General features: G+C 63.9%; 24 protein-coding genes and 1 pseudogene. 9 read left to right on the top strand and 16 right to left on the bottom strand.

Annotation, left to right across the window (positions count from 1 at the left end):
• Positions 1-44: 44 nt before the first annotated feature.
• A pseudogene (locus tag ACKVEX_RS04580) lies at positions 45-590 on the bottom strand (YaeQ family protein).
• 13 nt (positions 591-603) lie between these two features.
• A complete protein-coding gene (locus ACKVEX_RS04575; protein ID WP_473214510.1) occupies positions 604-1,392 on the bottom strand; it encodes a hypothetical protein in 789 nt (262 codons plus the stop codon).
• Positions 1,393-1,595: 203 nt separating this feature from the next.
• Here ACKVEX_RS04575 and ACKVEX_RS04570 point away from each other — a divergent pair, with 203 nt between their 5' ends.
• Positions 1,596-2,600: a serine/threonine protein kinase gene (locus tag ACKVEX_RS04570; protein WP_473214509.1), complete on the top strand. Its 1,005-nt coding sequence runs from the start codon at positions 1,596-1,598 to the stop codon at positions 2,598-2,600.
• Positions 2,601-2,613: 13 nt separating this feature from the next.
• On the opposite strand, the gene ACKVEX_RS04565 is transcribed toward ACKVEX_RS04570, so the two are convergent.
• On the bottom strand, positions 2,614-3,120 hold the full coding sequence (locus ACKVEX_RS04565; protein ID WP_473214508.1) for an HAD domain-containing protein: 507 nt from the start codon (positions 3,118-3,120) through the stop codon (positions 2,614-2,616).
• Between the two features lie 210 nt (positions 3,121-3,330).
• On the opposite strand from ACKVEX_RS04565, the gene fabI reads away from it, so the two are divergent.
• From fabI to folE, 3 genes are all read left to right on the top strand, one after another.
• A complete protein-coding gene (gene fabI / locus ACKVEX_RS04560) occupies positions 3,331-4,110 on the top strand; it encodes an enoyl-ACP reductase FabI (protein ID WP_473214507.1) in 780 nt (259 codons plus the stop codon).
• Positions 4,111-4,180: 70 nt separating this feature from the next.
• Positions 4,181-4,777: a hypothetical protein gene (locus tag ACKVEX_RS04555; RefSeq protein WP_473214506.1), complete on the top strand. Its 597-nt coding sequence runs from the start codon at positions 4,181-4,183 to the stop codon at positions 4,775-4,777.
• A gap of 95 nt (positions 4,778-4,872) precedes the next feature.
• A complete protein-coding gene (gene folE / locus ACKVEX_RS04550; RefSeq protein ID WP_473214505.1) occupies positions 4,873-5,511 on the top strand; it encodes a GTP cyclohydrolase I FolE in 639 nt (212 codons plus the stop codon).
• A 19-nt stretch (positions 5,512-5,530) separates the two neighbouring features.
• Here folE and ACKVEX_RS04545 read toward each other — a convergent pair whose 3' ends face one another.
• The 4 genes from ACKVEX_RS04545 to ACKVEX_RS04530 all read right to left on the bottom strand — a co-directional run bounded on the left by ACKVEX_RS04545 (position 5,531) and on the right by ACKVEX_RS04530 (position 8,853).
• Complete coding sequence (locus ACKVEX_RS04545) at positions 5,531-5,845, bottom strand: DUF3301 domain-containing protein (RefSeq protein ID WP_473214504.1); 315 nt, start codon at positions 5,843-5,845, stop codon at positions 5,531-5,533.
• A 117-nt stretch (positions 5,846-5,962) separates the two neighbouring features.
• Positions 5,963-7,546: an inorganic phosphate transporter gene (locus ACKVEX_RS04540; protein ID WP_473214503.1), complete on the bottom strand. Its 1,584-nt coding sequence runs from the start codon at positions 7,544-7,546 to the stop codon at positions 5,963-5,965.
• Between the two features lie 108 nt (positions 7,547-7,654).
• Positions 7,655-8,011, bottom strand: a complete 357-nt coding sequence (locus tag ACKVEX_RS04535) for a nucleotide pyrophosphohydrolase (protein WP_473214502.1) — start codon at positions 8,009-8,011, stop codon at positions 7,655-7,657.
• Positions 8,008-8,853, bottom strand: coding sequence for a 23S rRNA (adenine(2030)-N(6))-methyltransferase RlmJ (locus ACKVEX_RS04530; RefSeq protein WP_473214501.1), 846 nt, complete (start codon positions 8,851-8,853; stop codon positions 8,008-8,010). The genes ACKVEX_RS04535 and ACKVEX_RS04530 overlap by 4 nt, the downstream gene beginning before the upstream one ends.
• 181 nt (positions 8,854-9,034) lie before the next feature.
• Between ACKVEX_RS04530 and ACKVEX_RS04525 the strand changes: the two genes are divergently transcribed.
• From ACKVEX_RS04525 to ACKVEX_RS04510, 4 genes are all read left to right on the top strand, one after another.
• On the top strand, positions 9,035-9,592 hold the full coding sequence (locus ACKVEX_RS04525) for a gamma carbonic anhydrase family protein (protein WP_473214500.1): 558 nt from the start codon (positions 9,035-9,037) through the stop codon (positions 9,590-9,592).
• Between the two features lie 109 nt (positions 9,593-9,701).
• A complete protein-coding gene (locus ACKVEX_RS04520) occupies positions 9,702-10,412 on the top strand; it encodes an SIMPL domain-containing protein (protein ID WP_473214499.1) in 711 nt (236 codons plus the stop codon).
• A 14-nt stretch (positions 10,413-10,426) separates the two neighbouring features.
• Positions 10,427-10,771 (top strand): MliC family protein, encoded by a 345-nt coding sequence (locus ACKVEX_RS04515; RefSeq protein WP_473214498.1) that lies wholly within the window; start codon positions 10,427-10,429, stop codon positions 10,769-10,771.
• Positions 10,772-11,326 (top strand): C40 family peptidase, encoded by a 555-nt coding sequence (locus ACKVEX_RS04510; RefSeq protein ID WP_473214497.1) that lies wholly within the window; start codon positions 10,772-10,774, stop codon positions 11,324-11,326. It begins immediately after the preceding gene.
• Positions 11,327-11,349: 23 nt separating this feature from the next.
• On the opposite strand, the gene ftsB is transcribed toward ACKVEX_RS04510, so the two are convergent.
• The 5 genes from ftsB to ACKVEX_RS04485 all read right to left on the bottom strand — a co-directional run bounded on the left by ftsB (position 11,350) and on the right by ACKVEX_RS04485 (position 16,510).
• Positions 11,350-11,625 carry a cell division protein FtsB gene (gene ftsB / locus ACKVEX_RS04505; RefSeq protein WP_473214496.1) on the bottom strand — a complete coding sequence of 92 codons (276 nt, stop codon included), beginning with the start codon at positions 11,623-11,625 and terminating at the stop codon, positions 11,350-11,352.
• Positions 11,626-11,742: 117 nt separating this feature from the next.
• On the bottom strand, positions 11,743-13,032 hold the full coding sequence (eno, locus tag ACKVEX_RS04500) for a phosphopyruvate hydratase (protein WP_473214495.1): 1,290 nt from the start codon (positions 13,030-13,032) through the stop codon (positions 11,743-11,745).
• A 96-nt stretch (positions 13,033-13,128) separates the two neighbouring features.
• Entirely contained in the window at positions 13,129-13,965 is an 837-nt protein-coding gene (gene kdsA, locus ACKVEX_RS04495; RefSeq protein ID WP_473214494.1) for a 3-deoxy-8-phosphooctulonate synthase, read from the bottom strand.
• Between the two features lie 19 nt (positions 13,966-13,984).
• Positions 13,985-15,613, bottom strand: a complete 1,629-nt coding sequence (locus ACKVEX_RS04490; protein WP_473214493.1) for a CTP synthase — start codon at positions 15,611-15,613, stop codon at positions 13,985-13,987.
• 69 nt (positions 15,614-15,682) lie between these two features.
• On the bottom strand, positions 15,683-16,510 hold the full coding sequence (locus ACKVEX_RS04485) for an alpha/beta hydrolase (RefSeq protein WP_473214492.1): 828 nt from the start codon (positions 16,508-16,510) through the stop codon (positions 15,683-15,685).
• Between the two features lie 162 nt (positions 16,511-16,672).
• Here ACKVEX_RS04485 and dinB point away from each other — a divergent pair, with 162 nt between their 5' ends.
• A complete protein-coding gene (dinB, locus tag ACKVEX_RS04480; protein ID WP_473214491.1) occupies positions 16,673-17,848 on the top strand; it encodes a DNA polymerase IV in 1,176 nt (391 codons plus the stop codon).
• Here the strand turns inward: dinB and ACKVEX_RS04475 are convergent.
• From ACKVEX_RS04475 to ACKVEX_RS04460, 4 genes are read right to left on the bottom strand one after another with little or no spacing between them, the layout of a single operon-like run.
• On the bottom strand, positions 17,788-18,486 hold the full coding sequence (locus tag ACKVEX_RS04475) for an esterase/lipase family protein (protein ID WP_473214490.1): 699 nt from the start codon (positions 18,484-18,486) through the stop codon (positions 17,788-17,790). The genes dinB and ACKVEX_RS04475 overlap by 61 nt on opposite strands.
• Entirely contained in the window at positions 18,479-18,835 is a 357-nt protein-coding gene (locus tag ACKVEX_RS04470; protein ID WP_473214489.1) for a DUF423 domain-containing protein, read from the bottom strand. The genes ACKVEX_RS04475 and ACKVEX_RS04470 overlap by 8 nt, the downstream gene beginning before the upstream one ends.
• A 7-nt stretch (positions 18,836-18,842) precedes the next feature.
• Positions 18,843-19,385, bottom strand: coding sequence for a hydrolase (locus tag ACKVEX_RS04465; RefSeq protein WP_473214488.1), 543 nt, complete (start codon positions 19,383-19,385; stop codon positions 18,843-18,845).
• A gap of 13 nt (positions 19,386-19,398) precedes the next feature.
• Positions 19,399-21,381, bottom strand: coding sequence for an acetoacetate--CoA ligase (locus tag ACKVEX_RS04460; RefSeq protein WP_473214487.1), 1,983 nt, complete (start codon positions 21,379-21,381; stop codon positions 19,399-19,401).
• Between the last annotated feature and the right edge of the window lie 25 nt (positions 21,382-21,406).

Raw genomic sequence — 21,406 nt, 5'->3', positions numbered from 1 at the left:
ACGATGACCGGATCGAACATCCCGATACGGCGCCCGGACGCAGTTCAGCCGGTCGGCCCCATCAAGCGCTGCGGCTCGACCAGGACCGTTTCGCGTCCGTTCGTGATCCACAATTGTCCGTCCTGCACCGTGCACTGAAGGCGCATGCTGCGCTCGGTCATTCGGGCCAGGGCCGGTGCGGTCTCGGCGGGAAGCCGCAGCACGGTCAGGTTGCCCGCTCGGGCGAGCCTGTTGCGCACGCCCTCCCACCAGATGTCTGCGGCCCGCCCATAGCAGATCACCACCACCTGCGCGGCACGGCCACAGGCCTTGCGCACCCACTTCTCGTCGGGCTGGCCGACATCGATCCACAGCTCGATCGCGCCGGTCAGATCGCGAAGCCACAGGTCCGGCTCGTCGTCCACGCACAGCCCCTGCCCGAAGCCCAGCCCTTCCGTCGCATACAGCGCGAACGCGAGCAGCCGCACCATCATGCGCTCGTCGGTCTCGGACGGATGCCGGGCGACCGTCAACGCATGTTCGCCCTAGTACGGGCGGTCCATGTCCGCGATCGACAGTTCCGCCTTATAGACGGTCGACTTCAGCGCCATGATCCCAGGATCATCAGTGCAACGGCCCGGAGGACGGGCGGTTGGCCTGTTGCCATGCGATCACCGATCTGGCCGCGTGCGCCATCACCAGATCGCGCTGGGGCGCGGGCAGCTCGCGCGTCAGCGCGGCGAACAGCGCCTCGGTGGTCTCCCGCGCCAGACCCTCGGTGGCGAGCGAATGCGACAGGCAGTGGATCTGGATGTTGGCCACCGCATCGGCCACCAGACGCCAGCCGAGCTCCGGCATCAGCTTCACCAGCGCGAACATCATGCCGCCGAGCTGGGTCAGGATGGCCGTGGCCTGCTCTCGTTCGTCGCTTGCGATCATTGCGTGCCACAGCGCGAGATGAATGCTGCGCCTGAGTTCGATCTTGAAGTCGATCGCATTGCCCTCGCCCGCGTCGATCAGTTCGAAATGACGCTGGAACTGCGCGTCCTCACGCGCATCCAGCGCGGTGCGCAGCGCACCGACCAGTTCGGTCAGGCCGGGGATCGCCTGCAGACCGAAGGCGCGACTGTATGCGACGCCCCACTGGTCCAGGCCCAGCACGACCATCGCCAGCCTGAGACTGCGCGCGTCCTCATCCGGGGCCGCGCCGCACCAGTTGCGCAGCGCATCGGCGAGCCGCGCGACACCCTGCGCCCGTCCGTCGTCGTCCGCGTTCAGCGTCAGGCGAAAAGTGTTCGAAAAGGCATCCTGGGCCATGCGTGCCGCCTGTGTCTGGGTGTCCCGCGATGCCAGCGGCAGCAGCGCGTCGGGCGGGATGACGGCGTGTGACGATGCGCTTCGTTCCGGGTCCATTCGCAACTTCCGCTCAAAAAGGAAACATTGTGACGGCCGCACCGGCATCGGGCAATGCCGACACCACTGCGGTTCGCCGCAACGGACCAACGGCTCGGTGGCGCAGCGCGTCCGCCCCACCCGTTCGCATCGATGTCCATTCGGTCCCACGGCTGTCGCGAATCACTGCGACAATGACGCATTCTCGAGTCCCCGGTACCGACATGAATCAAGCCTCGACCCCCACCCCCTTCGCCAATCTCACGCCCGACCGCATGCTGGACGCGCTCGAAAGCGCAGGCCTGGTTCCCGATGGCCGGATCCTCGCATTGAACAGCTACGAGAACCGCGTCTATCAATTCGGCATCGAGGATGGGCCGATGCGGATCGTGAAGTTCTACCGCCCTCACCGCTGGTCGGATGCGGCCATCGACGAGGAGCACGCGTTCGTGCAGGAACTGGCCGAACGCGAGATCCCGGTCGCCGCACCGTTGTCGCTGCACGGGCGCACGTTGTCGCACTACGAGGATCTTCGGTTCGCGGTGTTCGAGCGCCTAGGCGGTCGGGCGCCCGAGCTGTCGGATCCGGCGACGCTGGAATGGATGGGTCGGTTCATCGGGCGCATTCATGCGATCGGCGCGCTGAAACCCTACCGTGTGCGCCCGGAGCTGGATATCGCCCGTTTCGGCGAAGAACCGCGCGCCTGGCTGCTCGAACACGACTTCATCCCGCCCGACCTGCTGCCGGCCTGGCGCAGCAGCGTCGATCAGGCGCTGGACGGCGTCCGGCGCTGTTTCGACCGTGCCGGGGACTTCGCCCGCATCCGCCTGCACGGCGACTGTCATGTCGGAAACGTGTTGTGGAGCGCCTCGGGCGATTCACCCGGCCCGCAATTCGTCGACTTCGACGACAGCCTGATGGGTCCGGCAGTGCAGGACCTGTGGATGCTGATGTCAGGCGAACGCGAGGACATGAGTCGCCAACTGGGCGACATTCTCGCCGGCTACGAAGACTTCCACGACTTCTCGACCCGCGAACTGCATCTGGTCGAGGCGCTGCGGACCCTCAGGCTGATCCACTATTGCGCCTGGATCGCGCGCCGCTGGAACGACCCGGCCTTCCCGGCCGCCTTCTCGTGGTTCAACACCCAACGCTACTGGCAGGACCGCATCCTGGAGATCCGCGAACAGATCGCGCTGATGGACGAAGCGCCGTTGTGGAGCCACTGAGACCGGGGCGACCTCACCTCCAGTTCAACAACGACGCAGCGACCTTGGCAGGGGCCGCCTGAGGCACTCCGCTCGCCAAGGCGTCGAGCAGCGCATGCAGGCGTGCGGCGTCCTCGTCGGTGAAACCCCGCTTGAAGTCGGTCAGCACCAGCCGCGAGCGGGTCAGCCAGTTGCCCGGGGCATCGTCGAGCGCGCACCAGCGCGCCAGCGTCGGATCCGCCTCGTGCTGAGCGAGCCACAGCATCGCCTCGCGCTCGCGCAGGCCGTGCAGCTCGGGGCCGCGCGTGGGGATCAGGTGCGGTGTGGCACCCATGATGCGCGGCCGGATGTCCGGCGAGAAGCGGTCCACCAGCTTCGCCAGCGAGAACAGCATGCGCCAGTCGGACGAGATCACGATACGCGCTTCCGGGTGGTCGCGCACCACCGCTTCGATCAGCGGCAGGCTGCGGAAATCCTCGACCTCACCCCAAGGGTGGGTGACGCCGTCAAAGTCCATGAAGATGTAGGTTTTCTTTTTCATTGCAGCACCATTAGGGGTCGTCAATGCGAACAAACGCATCGATTGATGGAATCAGCATGCTGCAATGCGCCATAAAGTGCAAGCGTACGCTGTCTCGGAATCGTAACTAAATCACATCTGCCCAGCAAATGAACGCGCAGCGGCTTGTTTTGTAACGTCGATGCAGGCATGCTGGAATTGTTGCAACGCACCTAAAGCGGGGAACGAACAATGAAACCCATCGTGAATCTGGAAGGCAAGATCGGTCTGATCACCGGGATTGCCAACGAAAAATCGATCTCCACCGGCGTCGCCGAGGCCTGCGCCGATGCCGGGGCCAAGCTCGTGATCACCTATCAGAACGAGAAGACCCGCGCCTTCATCGAACCGGTACTGCACCGTCTCCGCGTCGAGGATGTTCATCTGCTCGATGTGACCCGTCCCGAGACCTTGACACGGGTTCGTGACGAGATCGCGACGAAATACGGCAAGCTCGACTTCGCGATCCACAGCATGGCCTTCGCCAAGCGCGACGATCTGCACGGCCGGGTGGTCGACACATCGCCCGACGGCTTCGCGCTCGCAATGGACGTGTCCACGCATTCCTTCGTGCGCCTCGCCCATGCATTGGAACCTTTGATGGAGAAGGCCGGCGGTGGCTCGCTGGTCACGATGACCTATCTGGGCAGCGAGAAGGTGATCCCGAACTATGGCGTGATGGGGCTGTGCAAGGCGGCGCTGGAAGCGGCCACCCGCTACATGGCGGCGGAACTGGGGCAGAAGAACATCCGCGTCAATGCGGTGTCGCCGGGGCCGCTGATGACGCGTGCCGCATCGGGCATCGCCGGCTTCGACGGCCTGATGGCGGCCGCGGTCGAGCGCTCGCCGATGCATCGCCTGGTCACGCCGGAGGACATCGGTGCGCTGACCGCCTTCCTGGTCTCGGACGCGGGACGACTGATCTCCGGAGGCGTGCATTTCGTGGACGCCGGCTACAACATCATGGCCTGAACCGTCGCTCGGTCGCGACATCGATGCGGTGTCGCGGTACGATCGGCATACCGAGTGCCGGATCGCAGACATGCTCGACCTCGAACAAGTGCGTTCAATGATGGGGCGGCAGACGACCGTTCTGCCCGATCCCGTTCCATCCCATCCGCTGCTCGACGGCAGGAAGGAGATCGGACGGGGCGAGTACAGCATCGTGCTGGACAAGGGCGACGGCGAACGAGTATTCAAGGTGGTCAGCTCACCGGCCGACTACTTTCTCTATACCGCGGAGGATCGCCCGCGTGGCCGTCACTTCCCGGTGGTTCATGCCGATCACGGCATCATCGGGCGGGCGAGCACAGGCTACCCCTTCCATCTGATCGAGATGGAGCGCCTCTATCCGCTCGCCGAGGGCACGGCCGCAGCCGAACTCGCATTGAAACTGATCGAGTTCTACTGGACCACCTGCCAGCAATGGAGCCAGCTCGGCATGGACATGGGCCGGATCGCGCTGCATCACATGGCCGTAAATCCGCTGAACGTGAGTGACAGCCTGAAGTCGGCGATCAGGGCGCTGTCGGATTTCGTCGATGAATATCAGGTGCTGCCCGACATCCTGAACGCTGACAACCTGATGATGCGCAAGGACGGCACGCTGGTGTTCTCCGATCCGGTATTCATCGCCTGACGTCACACGCGACCCGCTCGCCCCCGTTTTGATGCCGCCGCGAAGCGCCTCACAGCGGCTATCATCTGTGAACGCCCCGACCTCAGGAACACGCGATGGAACACGAACACGATCATATCCCCGCCGGACCCTGCCCGGACAGCATCGGCATACCTCGCACCGGACAGTTCGACCCGGACGCGTTCGAGGTCGCGGTCGGCGACCTGCTCAAGGCCTGCGGCATCTCACCCGACGGCGCGCACACCGGCAAGACCGCCAGGAGGGTGCGTGAACTCTGGCAACGACGCCTGCTCGGAGGATACGAGCTCGACCCTGCCGAGGCGCTCGGAGACGGTTTCGAGGATCCGCGTCGGGACATGGTGATCATCCGCGGTATCGCGATCCATGGCGTCTGCCCGCACCATCTGGTGCCGTTCCGCGGAGTCGCACATGTCGCCTATCTGCCGGAGGGTCGCCTGCACGGATTCGGCCGGATCGCACGCCTGGTCGATGCGATCGGGCACCGGTTCACCTATCAGGAATGGATGACACGCGACATTTCGGACGCATTGATGCACCACGGCAGGGCACGCGGTGCCGCCTGCGTCATCGAAGCGGAGCAGCTGTGCCTGCTGCTCGGCGAGGACAGACGGGGCGATGAACGGGTCATCACGCAGGCCTTCAGCGGCGCGTTTGCCGACTCGGCGCAACTGCGCAACGAGTTCCTGCGCAACTTCGGCGGCCCGCATATGTAAGCCTGGCTCAGGCGTCGAGTCATCGTCCGAAGTGCTCGCTGATGTCGAGCATTACGACCTCGCAACCAATCAGCATCACCGACCCACGATGACGATCGTGTCCCGAACCTGAATATTCGAAGTCATAGACTCTCTTCAGCGCAACCCGGCCATCATGGTCGCGGGTGAGGCGCAGTGAGCGGAACGCGACCGTATCGTCCAGCAGTTGCACGCCTTCGCGCAGGCAGCTCGATCTGGCCGCCTGCACGCCGGCTTCGCGTGCGCGATTGGTATCGAACCAGAACCACGCGGCCACACCGAGCGAGAGGAGTGCGAAGATTTCGAATGAGAGCATGGAGCCGGATCATAGCAGCCGGCAGGGGCCCGACGAGCCACTAGCGTCGACTCGACGCATCGAAACAGGCGCGTGCGGGCGGGGACAGCCTGCTGGCACGGCCCGGCGGCGGGCGAATCAGTCGATCAGCATGCCCTTGATCGTGTAGAACAGTATCGCGGCCATCAGCGCCGAGGCCGGTACCGTCACCACCCAGGCTGCAACGATTCTGAGCACCTGCGAACGCTTGACCAGCTCCTGGCGGTAGACTTTCTTCAGGCCCTTGCGCTCGGTCTTCGAGAAGTTCGCCGGGTCCATGTGTTCCCTGGACCGGCGCTTGAGTTCGCTCAGCATCAAGCCCTTCTCGCTCACCGACGCCTTGGAAAACCTGGCGAGAAACGCGTCGATCGCTTCCTGGTCACCTTCCGGATGGTGGGCCTTGATCGCTTCGAGCATTCGCGCGTGCTGGCTTTTAAGAAACTCGCGCAGGAATCCGACACCGAAGACCGCGCCTACGGCCACATGCGTGGTGCTGACCGGAATGCCCAGCTGGCTGGCGATGATCACGGTGATCGTGGCGGCCATCGCGATGCAGTACGCGCGCATCTTATCGAGTTCGGTGATCTCGGAACCGACCGTCTTGATCACGCGCGGCCCGAACAGGCCGAGGCCGACTGCGATGCCGAGCGCGCCGACCACCATGACCCACAGCGGAATCGGGGCGGCGCGCGCGATCTCGCCGGTACCGGAACTGACCACCTCCACGATCGCGGCGAGCGGCCCGACCGCATTGGCCACGTCGTTCGAGCCGTGCGCGAAGCTGAGTAGCGCCGCTGAGAAGATCAACGGCATGGTGAACAGCTGATTCACGCCGTCCTTGGAGTTCGCGATGTGCTCGGACCGTCTTGCCACCAGCGGCTTGACCACCATCAGCACCAGCACACCAACGGCCAGTCCGACCGTGAACGCCTGTGCATTGCCCACCTTCCACAATTTGCTGAAGCCCTTCAGCATCAGGTAAACGGTGAAGACGGTCGCCATCAGCGCAACCAGATAAGGCACGGTCTTTCGTGCCGCCACAATCAGATCGACCTGGTAAGTGATGCTTCGCTTGATCAGATAAAGAAACCCGGCAGCGATCACGCCGCCCATCAGCGGCGAGATCACCCAGCTGGCGACGATTCGTGCAACGGTATCCCAGTTGCCGATACCGAGTCCGGTCGATGCGACACCTGCGCCTAGAACCGCACCTACGATGGAGTGTGTCGTCGACACCGGCGCACCCAGCGCCGTCGCGATGTTGAGCCACAACGCCGCGGCCAGCAGCGCCGCCATCATCACCCAGATGAAGGTGTCGGCATCCTTGATCTGGTTCGGGTCGATGATGCCGCTGCGAATCGTTCCGACGACTTCTCCGCCCGCGATGATCGCACCCGCCGCCTCGAAGATCGCCGCGATGACCAACGCGCCACCGAGCGTCAGCGCCTTGGACCCGACCGCCGGACCGACGTTGTTGGCGACATCGTTGGCACCGATGTTCATCGCCATGTAGCCGCCGATCATCGCTGCGATGATGATGAACAGGCTACCCTGCGCTTCCCCTCTGGCGACCGAGTACAGCATCACGCCGATGATGAAGAGCAGACCGATTCCGAGACGGAAATGCTCGACGCTGCCTTTGGACGCCGCCTTTTCCAGGCCACTGATGTGCTTCAGTTCCACGCGCGACCTACATCAACACGAAAGGCGATATTGTTTCAGAAATATGTTCGTAACCCAATCACAATGCGGTCGAATCTGGCTGCATCGAAGCGGGCCCGGCTCCGTCCGTTACAGACGGTCGTATTTGTCGGCCTTCCCGTAGGCCTTGTCGACCGGATAACGCTGCGCGTTCAATGCCAGTTTGTTGCGCGCGGCATCGCCCAGATCGATATCGAGCACGTCGGCCAGACGGATCAGGTACAACAGCACGTCGGCCAGCTCCAGCGCCACATCGGCACGCGTGCCGTCGTCGAGCGTCATGGACGCCTCGGGCGTCAGCCATTGAAAATGCTCGGTCACCTCGCCCACTTCACCGGACAAGGCCATCACGAGGTTCTTTGCGGTGTGAAACTGCTGCCAGTCCCGCGCCTCGGCGAAAGTTCTGAGCGCATCCCGCAGCTCGATCAGCGTGTCTCGCTCGCTCATTCGATGTCGTGCTCCAGATCGAAGCCTGCGCCCTCGTCCTCGCCAAGCAGTTTCACCAACTGCGGCAGGACCGCCTCGAGCAGACCCGGGAGCACCCAGGGCGGATTGAAGATGTACAGGCCACTGCCGAACATGCCGAAGCCGTCCGGTGAAGGGGAGCGCACGCTCAGCCGCACATCCAGCCAGCTGCCCGCCCCGATCGCGGCCAGCCGCTGCGGCAGATCCCGGGCCTCGGGGCGCGCGAGCATCGGATACCAGATTGCATAGGTGCCGGCCGGAAAGCGCCGTATCGCGTCACGCACGACCTCGACCACGCGGCGATAATCGTCCTTCATTTCATAGGGGGGGTCGATCAGCACCACCGCCCGACGCGTCGGGGGCGGCAGCAGGCCTTTCAGCCCGGCGAACCCGTCCGCCTTGCGCACGATCACCCGGTCGAGGTCGCGCGCGAAAGTCTTGTCCAGGGATGCGGCATCGGCCGGATGAAGCTCGAACAGACGCATGCGATCCTGTGCGCGCAGCTGCGTCATCGCCAGTGCCGGCGAACCCGGGTAGAAAGTGAGGGCACCATGCGGATTGAACTCCCGCACCGCGGCCATGTACGCGTCCAGGCCCGCCGGCAAACCGTCCTGCATCCACAGGCGGCCGATTCCGGCCGCGAACTCGCCCGTCCTGTCCGCGTACTCGCCGCCGAGCGCGTAACAGCCAGCGCCTGCATGGGTATCGATATACCACCACGGTTTGTCCTTGCGGCTGAAGTAACGCAAAAGTTCGATCAGCACGAAATGCTTCAGGACGTCGGCGTGATTGCCGGCATGAAAGGCGTGGCGGTAGCTGAGCATGAAATATCGAGAGCTTGGGTACGGCGAAGATCGTACCACTGCCGACGCGATCGGGCAGTGAGGAAACGGAGGTACCCCGCGGGCCCGGATGAACCGCTAACGCGCACAAGCACGAGCGGTCTTGTTATCATGGCGCCGCCTTCCGGCAACAAGCCCCCGACCACGACAGAGAGAGACAGGAATGGCCATCTATGCGCTAGGCGATCGCGTACCGAGTTTCGACGATGGTTGCTGGGTCGCCGACAACGCCACCGTGATCGGTCGCGTTCAGGCCGGCAAGAATGTCAGCTTCTGGTACAACGTGGTGGTGCGGGGTGACAACGATCCGATCGTGATCGGCGATAACACCAACATCCAGGATGGCTCCATCCTGCACAACGACGAGGGCGTACCGCTGAACATCGGCTCGCACGTGACGGTCGGCCATATGGTGATGTTGCACGGCTGCACGATCGGGGATGGCTCCCTGATCGGCATCAATGCGGTCGTGCTCAATCACGCGGTCATCGGCAAGGAGTGCATCATCGGCGCGAACGCGCTGATTCCGGAAGGCAAGGTGATTCCAGACCGCTCGCTGGTCGTGGGCTCGCCCGGGCGCATCATTCGTCAGCTCTCGGACGAAGAAGTCGCGGGGTTGCGCGCCAATGCGCTGCACTATGTGGACAACGCGAGCCAGTACGCCGACGGCGCCCGACGGATCGACCCGCGCAGCGCCACCGGGAGTCCGTCGAAAGACTGAGCCATTGTTTCGCGTAAGACTTTTTTTACAAGGTCTTACGCGTCAAAGTTCATATATTTGTTCAAAAGCGTTACACTCCGATCCATCATGATCTTGGGGTGAAAACGTCATGAAGTCTTCGATCCGCAATCGGCTCTGCCGCACCGGGCTCGTCATCGTATTGTCCGTCGGCGCCCTTCAAGCGCACGCATCGACACCTGTGCCGCCCCCGACGGTCGACCTGTCCGCCGAGGCTTCCCGCAGCGCACCGAACGATCTCGCTCAGGCGAACGCGTATATCGAGGCCACCGACGCGCAACCAGCCGAATTGTCACGCAAGGTCAACGCCGCGATCGCGGCCGCGCTCGAACGGATCAAGGCCTACCCGGACATCAAGGCGAGCACGTCGGGCATCAACACCTCGCCGGTCTATGCACGCAACGGCCAGACCATCGAAGCCTGGCGAATGCGGTCGACTATCAGTCTGGAAAGCAGAAACATTGCGGCCATATCGGACCTGCTCGGGCAACTGCAGGCCGACCTCGCGGTGACCAGTCTGGTGATGCAACCCGCTCCCGAAACGCGCGCGTCGGTTGCGGACCTGGCCGCCGCCGACGCGATTCGCGCATTCGAGGCGCGCGCGACGTCGATCGGTGAAACCCTCGGCAAGCGCTACCGGCTTCGGCATCTTTCGATCAACTACGGCGGGGGCCAAGGTCCGATCCACCCGATCATGCGTTCCGGGGTAATGGCTGCCGAGGCTGCCGTAGCGGCCCCGCTCGAAGGCGGCGAGAGTCAGATCGTCGTCAATGTCAGTGGGACGATCGAGTTGATCGATTGACAGGAGACACCCCCATGGAAGAAACCCGAATCCTGTTCACGCCACCCAGCCGATCGCGCCTGGTTCTGACCGGGCTGCTGATCGCTGCCGCCGGCGCACTCGCCGGCACGGCCTACACACGCGATGCGGCGACCGTCGTCACCTACGCGTGCGACGATGGCGACCGGTTCGACATCGAACTCCGCCAGGGTCATGTCCGCCTCCGCCATGGCACCGGGGTGTTCGTGCTCGGCGAGGATGGCCACACATCGCAGCCGCGCTACAGTGACGGACACAGGGTTTTGCAACTGAGCGGCAACACCGCGACGCTCGAACCGTCCGGCCCGACGCCACGAGGGGGCTGTCTCAGCGAGGGTTGAATGATGCGCGCCCCCCCGGCATTCAGATCGCTGTGTCTCTTTGCCCTCGCACTGAGCGTACTCGGTGGCTGTGGAAGTACGCCGAAGCGCACGGATACGATTCAGGCTCCGGGCTATCCGTCCGCACCACGCAGTGACGGACGAGGATATTTCCACATCGAGGACGATGTCGCCGCACAGGAGATGGTGCTGTATGCGCTTGGGCTGCTCGGCACCGGCTACCGCTTCGGAGGCCGGAACCCCGAGGCCGGACTGGACTGCAGTGGCATGGTCAGCTACATCGTCGAGCAGGTCAGCGGAAAGCGACTCCCCCACAACGCCGCGCAGATCGCAGACATGACCCGACCGATCAGGGTCGCCGAACTTCGTCCGGGCGATCTGGTGTTCTTTAATACGCTGAACAAACGCCATTCCCACATGGGCATCTATATGGGCGAAGGCCGCTTCGTGCACGCGCCTTCGAGCCGGGGGCACATCCGCATCGAGCGGCTGGACAACGTCTATTTCAAACCGCGTATCGACGGCGCCCGGCGTCTGGTCACGACCACCAGCTGAACGGAGCAGCACCGGGGCCGGGCTCAGTCGCGCTCCGGCACCTGCACGAAGATTTCGTCCGGCTTGGTCAGCCCCAGATCGAAGCGTGCGCGTTCCTCGATGGCTTCGTTGCCGGACTTCAGATCGCGCACTTCGGCCTCGAGAGCCGCATTGCGCTGCTCCAGCCTGCGATTCACGTCGCGCTGCGCATCGAGCTGGGCGTCCACGTCCCAGACGCGCAACCAGCCGCCCTTGCCCATCCACAAGGGATACTGAAGCGCCAGGACCAGAACGACGAGAATGATTAACGGCCAGCGCATTCGGTGTATCCACCCAAGCCCGACCGCAGGGCCGGCAACACGACACCGCCGGCGGGTCGATCAACGTGAGGAAGGCACCGGCCGCAAACGCGCCCGGCCTTCGGCGACATGCCCCGGTCAGCGCACCCGCAGATTGTAAAACGCGCGCTTGCCCGGATAGCTGACGGTATCACCCAGGTCTTCCTCGATCCGCAGCAACTGGTTGTACTTGGAGATCCGGTCGGAACGGGACAGCGATCCGGTCTTGATCTGCATCGCGTTCAGGCCGACCGCGATGTCGGCGATCGTGGAGTCCTCGGTCTCGCCCGAACGGTGGGAGATCACCGACGTGTAGCCTGCACGCTTGGCCATCTCGACCGCCGCGAAAGTCTCGGACAGGGTTCCGATCTGATTGATCTTGATCAGAATCGAGTTCGCGACGCCCTGGTCGATGCCGTGCGCCAGGATTTCGGTATTCGTGACGAAAAGGTCGTCGCCGACCAGCTGGATCTTCCGGCCGAGCTTGTCGGTCAGTGCCTTCCAGCCCGCCCAGTCGTTCTCGGCCATGCCGTCCTCGATCGAGATGATCGGGAAACGGTCGGTCAGCGTGGCGAGATAGTCCGCGAAGCCCTCCGAAGAAAGCGTCAGGCCCTCGCCCGCGAGTACGTACTGTCCATCCTTGTAGAACTCCGACGCGGCGCAGTCGAGCGCGAGCACCACGTCCGTTCCAGGTTCATAACCGGCGGCGCTGATGGCTTCCTGGATCAGATTGAGCGCCTCTTCGGTACCGCTGACGTTGGGCGCGAAGCCCCCTTCGTCACCGACCGTGGTCGGGAAACCACGCTTGTCGGTCAGCTTCTTCAGGTGATGAAAGATCTCGGTGCCGCAGCGGAGCGCCTCGCGGAAGCTCGTCATCGACACCGGCATGATCATGCATTCCTGGATGTCCAGGCTGTTGTTCGCATGCGCGCCACCGTTGATCACGTTCATCATCGGCACCGGCATCGTCATCGGGCCGGACCCCCCGAAATAGCGATACAGCGGCAACCCTGCTTCCTCCGCCGCGGCCTTCGCGACCGCCATCGACACCGCCAGCATCGCATTCGCTCCGAGGCGGGACTTGTTCTCGGTGCCGTCGAGTTCGATCAGCGTACGGTCGATGAAGGTCTGCTCCTCGGCATCGAGGCCGATGATCGCCTCCGAGATCTCGGTGTTGACGTTCTCGACTGCGCGTAGCACGCCCTTGCCGAGATAGCGCGCCGCGTCCCCGTCGCGCAGCTCGATCGCCTCACGCGATCCGGTCGACGCGCCGGACGGTACCGCAGCCCGCCCCATCACACCGGATTCGAGCAGCACGTCCGCCTCGACCGTGGGATTTCCGCGCGAATCCAGAATCTCGCGGGCAATGACATCAACGATTGCACTCATGACTATTCCTGTTTGTACTTGAAAAGAATCAACAAAGATCTTCGACCCACGATATCCGAAACTACCCGGCACCCGCCCGCGCATCGTGCGCGGCGATCAGGCCTGCTCGAGAAAACCCTGCTGCTTCACCAGCCGGTCGATATCACGCAACACGCCCAGCAAGGCCTTCATGCGGTCCAGCGGCCAAGCGTTGGGCCCGTCCGACAAGGCTTTCGACGGATCCGGATGGGATTCCATGAACAACCCGGCGACGCCGACCGCCACGGCCGCCCGTGCCAGCACTGGCACGAACTCCCGTTGTCCGCCCGAGGACGTGCCCTGCCCTCCGGGCAACTGCACCGAATGGGTCGCGTCGAAGACCACCGGACAGCCCGTCTCACGCATGATTGCAAGACTTCGCATATCGGAGACCAGATTGTTGTAACCGAATGAGACGCCGCGCTCGCACACCATGATCGAGTCGGCTCCGCCGGCCGCCTCACGGGCCTTGGCCACGACCTGCTTCATGTCGCCGGGCGCGAGGAACTGGCCCTTCTTGATATTGACCGGCTTGCCCGAGGCCGCCACCGCATGGATGAAGTCGGTCTGGCGGCACAGGAAAGCAGGCGTCTGCAGCACATCGACCACCGCAGCGACGCGGGCGACTTCCTCGATCGCATGCACGTCGGTCAGAACCGGCACACCGACGCGCTCGCGTACCTCGGCCAGAATCTCCAGCCCCTGCTCCATGCCGAGGCCCCGATAGGACTGGCCGGAGCTGCGGTTGGCCTTGTCATATGAAGACTTGTAGATGAACGGGATGTCGAGCTCGACGCAGATGTCCCGCAGCCGCGTCGCGGTGTCGATCGCCATCTCGCGCGATTCGATGACGCAGGGACCGGAAATCAGGAAGAAGGGCTTGTCCAGCCCGACCTCGAAATTGCAGAGTTTCATAACAGGCCTCCCGAAGCCGTCAGTCCGAAAGCTTGCGCGCCAGCGACACCCTGACGAACGCGGTGAACAGCGGATGACCCTTGCGCGGATTGGACGTGAACTCGGGATGGAACTGACAGCCGACAAACCATGGGTGGTCCGGCAGCTCGATCATCTCGCACAGGCCGGAGCCCTCCGCCCGCCCGGACACCCTCAAGCCCTTCTCCTCGAGTTGCGGCAGCAAGATATTGTTCACTTCGTAGCGATGGCGATGACGTTCGACGATCTCGGCCGATCCATAGACCTCACGGGCGAGCGAGCCCTCGGTCAGGTGACAGGTCTGGCCGCCAAGGCGCATCGTGCCGCCCAGATCCGATTCGGCGGAACGTTTCTCGATCCTGCCGTTGCGATCCTGCCATTCGGTGATCAATCCGATCACTGGATACGGGGAGGCCATGTCGAATTCGGTGGAATGCGCTCCGACCATGCCGGCCACGTTCCGTGCAAACTCGACCACGGCGAGCTGCATGCCGAGGCAGATTCCGAGATAAGGCACGCGGTGCTCGCGCGCATGGCGGATCGCGGCGATCTTGCCTTCGGTCCCGCGCTTTCCGAATCCGCCCGGCACCAGAATCGCATCCATATTCTCCAGCACCGCGCATCCGTCGCGCTCGATGTCCTCGGAGTCGATGTAATGGATCGTGACCTTGCTTTCGGTGTGCATGCCTGCGTGATTGATCGCCTCGATCAGCGACTTGTACGACTCGGTCAGGTCCACGTACTTGCCGACGAACGCGACATCCACGGTGTGCCTGGGATGCTCGAGCGCGTGGATCAGCTTCCGCCACACGCTCAGATCGGCCGCTTTGGCCAGTATCTCGAGTTTGTGACAGACGATCTCGTCCAGCATCTGATCATGCAGCATGCCCGGGATCATGTAGATCGACGGGGCATCCAGGCACTCGATGACCGCTTCGGGCACCACGTTGCAGAACAGCGCGATCTTGCGCCGTTCGTCCACCGGGATCGAACGGTCCGCGCGGCACAGCAGGATGTCCGGCTGGATGCCGATCTCACGCAGTTCCTTGACCGAATGCTGCGTCGGTTTCGTCTTGAGTTCGCCGGCGGTCGGTATGTAGGGCAGCAGCGTCAGATGCATGAAGCAGGTGCGATTGCGCCCCTCCTCGAAACCCATCTGACGAATGGCCTCCAGGAAGGGCAACGATTCGATGTCACCCACGGTGCCGCCGACCTCGACGATCGCGACATCGGCGCCCTCGGCGCCGCGCTTGATGTACTGCTTGATTTCGTCGGTGATGTGCGGAATGACCTGAACGGTCTTGCCGAGATATTCGCCCCTGCGCTCCTTCTTGATCACCGACTCGTAGATCTGGCCGGTGGTGAAGTTGTTGCGCCGACCCATCTTGGCACTGGTGAAGCGTTCGTAGTGGCCGAGGTCCAGATCGGTCTCGGCACCGTCTTCGGTGACGAACACCTCGCCGTGCTGGAACGGACTCATCGTGCCTGGATCGACGTTGATGTACGGATCGAGCTTCAGATGAGTCACGCGGATGCCGCGGGATTCCAGAATGGCCCCGAGCGAGGCCGCCGCAATGCCTTTGCCCAGAGAGGACACGACACCGCCGGTAACGAAGACGTATTTGGTCATGGAAGGAGCTGTTGCGGGAAAGTGCGATGATAACCGAAGAGGCTCCCGATTCGGAAGGCGGGGCGTCTCTCAGGGCCACGCCCCGGCCAGGACCTCGCTGATGAATCGATCGAGCCCATCGACGTACTCCTGGCGACTGCGCAGAAAGCCGTCGTTGTGCCCACCGCGGATCCCGAGAAAGTGCTTGGGCGGGTTGGCCGCTTCGAAGACCGCTCGACCGAGCCGAAACGGCACGATCTCGTCTTCACGGCTATGCACCACCAGCAGGGGTGTCGTGACCGACTGAACCGCGCCCCGGGTGTCGTAATCGAAACGGATCAACTGACGCACCGGTAGCCAGGGCAGCAATTCCGCCGCGAGATCCGGGGCACTGGTGAAGGCCGACTCCAGGATCACCGCCGCGGCCGGTTCGCGCGAGGCCAGCCATGCGGCCACCGCGCTGCCGAGGGAGCGACCGAAGATCAGGATCCCATCGGCCGGGATGGCGCGCTCGTCGCGAAGATGGCGCCACGCGGCGAGGGCATCCTCGTAGGTGCCGGCCTCGGTGGGCCGCCCTTCGCTCTGACCGTAGCCGCGATAGTCGATAATGAAGACAGACAGCCCGAGTTCGCGGAAGATCCGGATCGAGTCGATTCGATGCGAGATGTTGCCCGCATTGCCATGCAGGAACAGCACCACGCCCCGCTCCTCGGGCGCCGGCACGAACCAGCCATGCAGACGCACCCCGTCGTCGGTCACGAAGAACACGTCGTCGTAGGCCATGCCGTGCGCGGCAGGCGTCGTCGCGAGCGGGCCGACCGGAAAATACAGCTGGCGCGACTGGGTCAGGAACATCAGCGCGGCGATCGATGCATAGGCCGCCAGACCGACTCCAATGAATCCCAGAACCGATTTCACGTTGTCCTCCGCTTCATCCTGGCATGCGCGGCGCCTCGCTGCGGAAGATCCTGCCGTGCCCCCCAACCGGTCATACCAGGCAGTCGCGTCATGCATGTGGACCGGACCGGGTGCAGCAGGTGACAGGACAACGGGCGCCGCCTTCGGTTATCTTCGCACATCATGAGCGTCGCCCCACGCCGCATTGCCCACCTCGACATGGACGCGTTCTACGCATCGGTAGAACTGCTGCGACGCCCCGAACTGCGGGGACGGGCAGTCGTCATCGGCGGGCGTCGCATCACCGCTCCCCAGCGGCCGAACGGAACCGTCACGCAGAATCCGCCGCGGCTCGGGGATTATGCCGGGCGGGGCGTTGTCACGACCGCGACCTACGAAGCGCGCGCCCATGGCATCCACTCGGGCATGGGCCTGATGAAGGCGGCCCGGCTCGCACCGGACGCGATCCTGCTGCCGGCCGATTTCGAGGCTTACCGCCACTATTCGAATCTGTTCAAGGCCGCTGTCGCCACGCTTGCACCCGCGATCGAGGACCGGGGCATCGATGAGATCTACATCGACATCACCGACATCGACGGGGACACCGCGATGATCGCGCAATCGATCAAGCAAGTGGTGCGGGACGCCACGGGACTGAGCTGCTCGATCGGCGTATCGCCGAACAAGTTGCTGTCCAAGATCTGTTCCGAACTGGACAAACCCGACGGGCTGACGATCCTGAGCCGCGCGGATGTCCCGGCCCGCATCTGGCCGCTCGAAGTCAGGCGGATCAACGGCATCGGTCCAAAGGCGGCGAGCAGGCTCGCAGCGCTCGGCATCGGGACGATCGCAGAGCTCGTTCGGGCCGACCTCGGTCTGCTTCAAGCGCACTTCGGCCAGAGCTTCGCGACCTGGCTGCACCGGGCCGCCCACGGGATCGATGACCGACCGATCGTGACCCGATCCGAACCGAAATCGGTCAGCCGCGAAACCACGTTCGAACACGACCTGCATCCATGTCACGACCGCGACCGGCTGAACGGCATCTTTACCGACTTGTGCGTGCGGGTCGCCGCGGACCTGACGCGCAAGGGCTACGTCGGGCGCACGATCGGCATCAAGGTGCGCTTCCAGGATTTCCGGACCGTCACACGCGATCTGAGCCTCGGGGCACCGACCGCCGATGCCGCCACCATTCGCCGCGCTGCCAGTCAGTGCCTGCGCCGGTTGACGCTCGATCGCAGGCTGCGCCTGCTTGGTGTCCGGGTCGGTTCGCTGAGCCCGCAGAATGACGGCGGTTACCCCGATCCGGTGGCTGATCCGGTGCAGCTTTCGCTGCTGCCCGGGGAATCGCCCTGAGCGGACCGATCGAAGTGGCCGGTGCGCAGAAAGGTATCGATCTGCCGGGTGCATTCGGCGGACACCAGCATCTGCATGTGGGTCACGTGCAACGTGATCCGGTCGCACGCCCCCGGCCAGCAGGTTTCATCGACACTCACGATCCCGTCGTTCGGCGTATCGAGCCCGAACAGCAGATGCCCCATGCCGATCGCACGATCGCCCGATATCACTCCGATCTGGTACGGGAGGGCCGGACAGCGCGATCGGGCGAGCCAGTCGGGCAATGCCCGCCCCAGTATCCACGACAGGCCCGGCCGGCGAGCCACGCCCTCGGCGCTGCGACTGCCCATGCATGGCGATCCCAGCAACAGCACGCGACGAATTCGGTCCGGGCAATCGTGTCGCGCGAGCATCGCCAGGATGATCACTCCCCCGAGGCTGTGCCCGACCAGATTCACCGAGCCATCGGGCATCCCGGCCAGTCGGCACATCAGCGAGTCCGCGATGTCGTCCAGCCGACCACGCATCGATGGATACGAGAAGGTCAGCACGCGGTAACCCAGCCGCTGCATACGCCGACGGTGCAGTGCGAATACGATTCCATGCATGCACAGCCCATGAACCAGCACGACCGTGCCGCGCGCATTTTCAGTCACGCCATGCTCGCCATGCCAAGATGGACCAGCCCAGGATCATGAGCGCGCCCCCGATCGGCGTGAGCATTCCAAGCCAACGCATGCCGGTGAGTGCGAGCAGGTAAAGCGTTCCGGAGAACAGCACGGTACCGGCGCCCAATGCCAGAATCGCCGGACCGACTCTTCGCAGGGGGCAGGCGCCGAGCGCGACCAGCCCCACCGCATGCCACATCTGATACTGCACCGCCGTATGCCACCAGGCCAACTCGATCGGTCCGAGCATGCCGCGCAGCCCATGTGCGCCGAAAGCGCCCAAGGCGACGCCAAGCGCGGCCAGCAAACTGCCGGACAGCAATGCGATGCGGCTCATCCTTGTGTCAGCGGATGAAATTGCGCATGACCTCGCTGAACATGTCGGTACCGCCCCGCTGCAGCCATTCGAACGCGACCATCTCGCGTGACACGATCTCGATGCCATGGCTGCGCATGCGTGCGTAGGCGAGGTCACGGTTGGCCGGGTCGCGGGACCCGCAGGCGTCGGCCACGACGAACACCTCCTTGCCCGCCCAGCGCAGACCCAGCGCGGTCTGTTGCACGCACACGTGGGCCTCGGTCCCGCACACGACGACCTGCCGACGCGACTCCACCGCCGTGACCTTGAGGCAACCGTCGGCCTCGGCCGAAAAGCATTCCTTGGCCACGTATTCGGCTTTCGCGGTGGCGGCTCTGACTGCCTCGACCGTTCCGCCGATCTTCTGCGGCCAGTGCTCGGTCACGACGATCGGCACGCCGACCCGCTCGGCGACGCCGCCCAGCCAGATGCAGTTCTCGATCACCTTGTCGCCATCGTGAATGGCCGGCGCCAGCCTGGCCTGCACGTCGATCACCAGCAGCGCTGACTTCTCCCGATTCATCAGCATTCCCTGTCCTCCATCATTTTTCGAGTTCGGCTCGCGCGCGAAAATGCTCGAGCGCCTCCGGGTTGGCCAGCGCTTCGATGTTCTTGACCGGCCGATCATGCATGACGTTGCGCACCGCGAGCTCGACCATCTTGCCGCTGCGGGTCCGGGGAATGTCATACACCTGCAGGATCTTCGCCGGGACATGGCGCGGCGTGGTGTTGTCGCGAATGGTCCTCTTGATGCGCGCGGTGAGTTCGTCGTCCAGCGTGAGGCCATCGCGCAATCTGACAAACAGTACCACACGCACATCACCTTGCCAGTCCTGGCCGACCACGATGGATTCGACCACCTCATCGAGCTTTTCGACCTGTCGGTAGATCTCGGCGGTACCGATGCGCACACCGCCCGGATTCAGTGTCGCGTCCGACCGTCCGTAGATGACCAGCCCGTCATGCTCGGTGACTTCGCAGAAATCGCCATGGCACCAGATGTTGTCGAAACGCCCGAAATACGCGGCGTGGTATTTCGACCCGTCGGCATCGTTCCAGAAACCGATCGGCATGACCGGGAATGGCCGTGTGCACACCAGTTCGCCCTTCTCGCGCCGAACCGGTTGGCCCTCATCGTCGAAGACGTCGACCGCCATGCCGAGCCCCTTGCACTGGATCTCGCCACGCCACACCGGCAGCGCCGGATTGCCGAGCACGAAGCACGAGATGATGTCGGTTCCACCCGAGATCGAGGCCAGGCACAGGTCGGACTTGATCTCGCGATACACGTAGTCGAAGCCCTCCGGCACCAACGGACTGCCGGTGCTCATCATCGCCCTCAACGCGTCGAGCCGGTGGCTCTGACGCGGCTTCAGATCGATCTTCGCGATCGCGTCGATGAACTTCGCCGACGTGCCGAAATGGGTCATGCGCTCGGCGTCGGCGTAATCGAACAGGATGGTGCCCTTGCCGATGAACGGGGAACCGTCGTACAGCAGCAGCGTCGCCCCGGTCGCGAGGCCGGACACCAGCCAGTTCCACATCATCCAGCCGCAGGTCGTGAAGTAGAACACCCGGTCCCCGGGTTTCACGTCGCTGTGCAGGCGGTGCTCCTTCAGGTGCTGCAGCAATGCGCCGCCCGCACAATGCACGATGCACTTCGGCACGCCGGTGGTGCCGGACGAATACATGATGTAGAGCGGGTGATCGAACGGCAGGGGCTCGAACGCGATCTCGGTTCGGTCGTGATGCGGGGCGACGAAATCGGCAAGCATGCGCGCATGCGTAATACCGGAAAGGTCGTGCGACTTGTGCACATAGGGAACGACAACGACCCGCTTCAGCGACGGCAACTGCGCGACCGCTTCACCGATCTTGGCCATGCAATCGACCACCTTGCCGTTGTACCAGTAGCCATCGGCCGCGATCAACAGCTTCGGTTCGGTCTGGCCGAAGCGATCGAGCACACCCTGCACCCCGAAGTCCGGCGACGCCGATGTGAAGATTGCGCCGATGCTCGCCGCAGCCAGCATCGCGACGATCGTCTCTGGCATGTTCGGCATCCATGCAGCGACACGATCACCCGGGGAAATGCCCATCTCGCGCAACGCCGCCGCGAAGCGAGCCACCTCGCGATACAGTTCGCCGTGGCTCAGCCGGTTCTTGACCTTGTCCTCCCCCCAGAAGACCAGCGCATCGGAGTCGTCACGACTGCGCAGGAGATTCTGCGCGAAGTTCAGCCGCGCCTGCGGAAACCAGCGCGCGCCCGGCATTCGATCGCCATCGACCAGGACGGAGTCGCCGGCCTCACCGAGCACGCCGCCGTCTTCCCACACGGCACGCCAGAAAGCCTCGGGCTGATCAACCGACCACGCGTGCAGGGCCGCGTAGTCCGGGAGCGTGATCGCGTGGCGCGTCTCGATCCGGCGCGCGAACTCGGTGATGTTGGCCGACGAAACCCGCTCGGCCGAAGGCGTCCACAGGGGTCGGGCATCACTGGTTTCGCCCGCAGTCAGGGTGGTCATAGTCGTCTCCTCCATTTCATGTTCC

Origin of the sequence: Denitraticella aggregata (assembly GCF_048158365.1) — a bacterium.
Taxonomy (GTDB): domain Bacteria; phylum Pseudomonadota; class Gammaproteobacteria; order Burkholderiales; family Rhodocyclaceae; genus Azoarcus_F.
The sequence above is the reverse complement of the archived record's forward strand: the minus strand, read 5'-3'. Positions and strand labels throughout refer to the sequence as shown.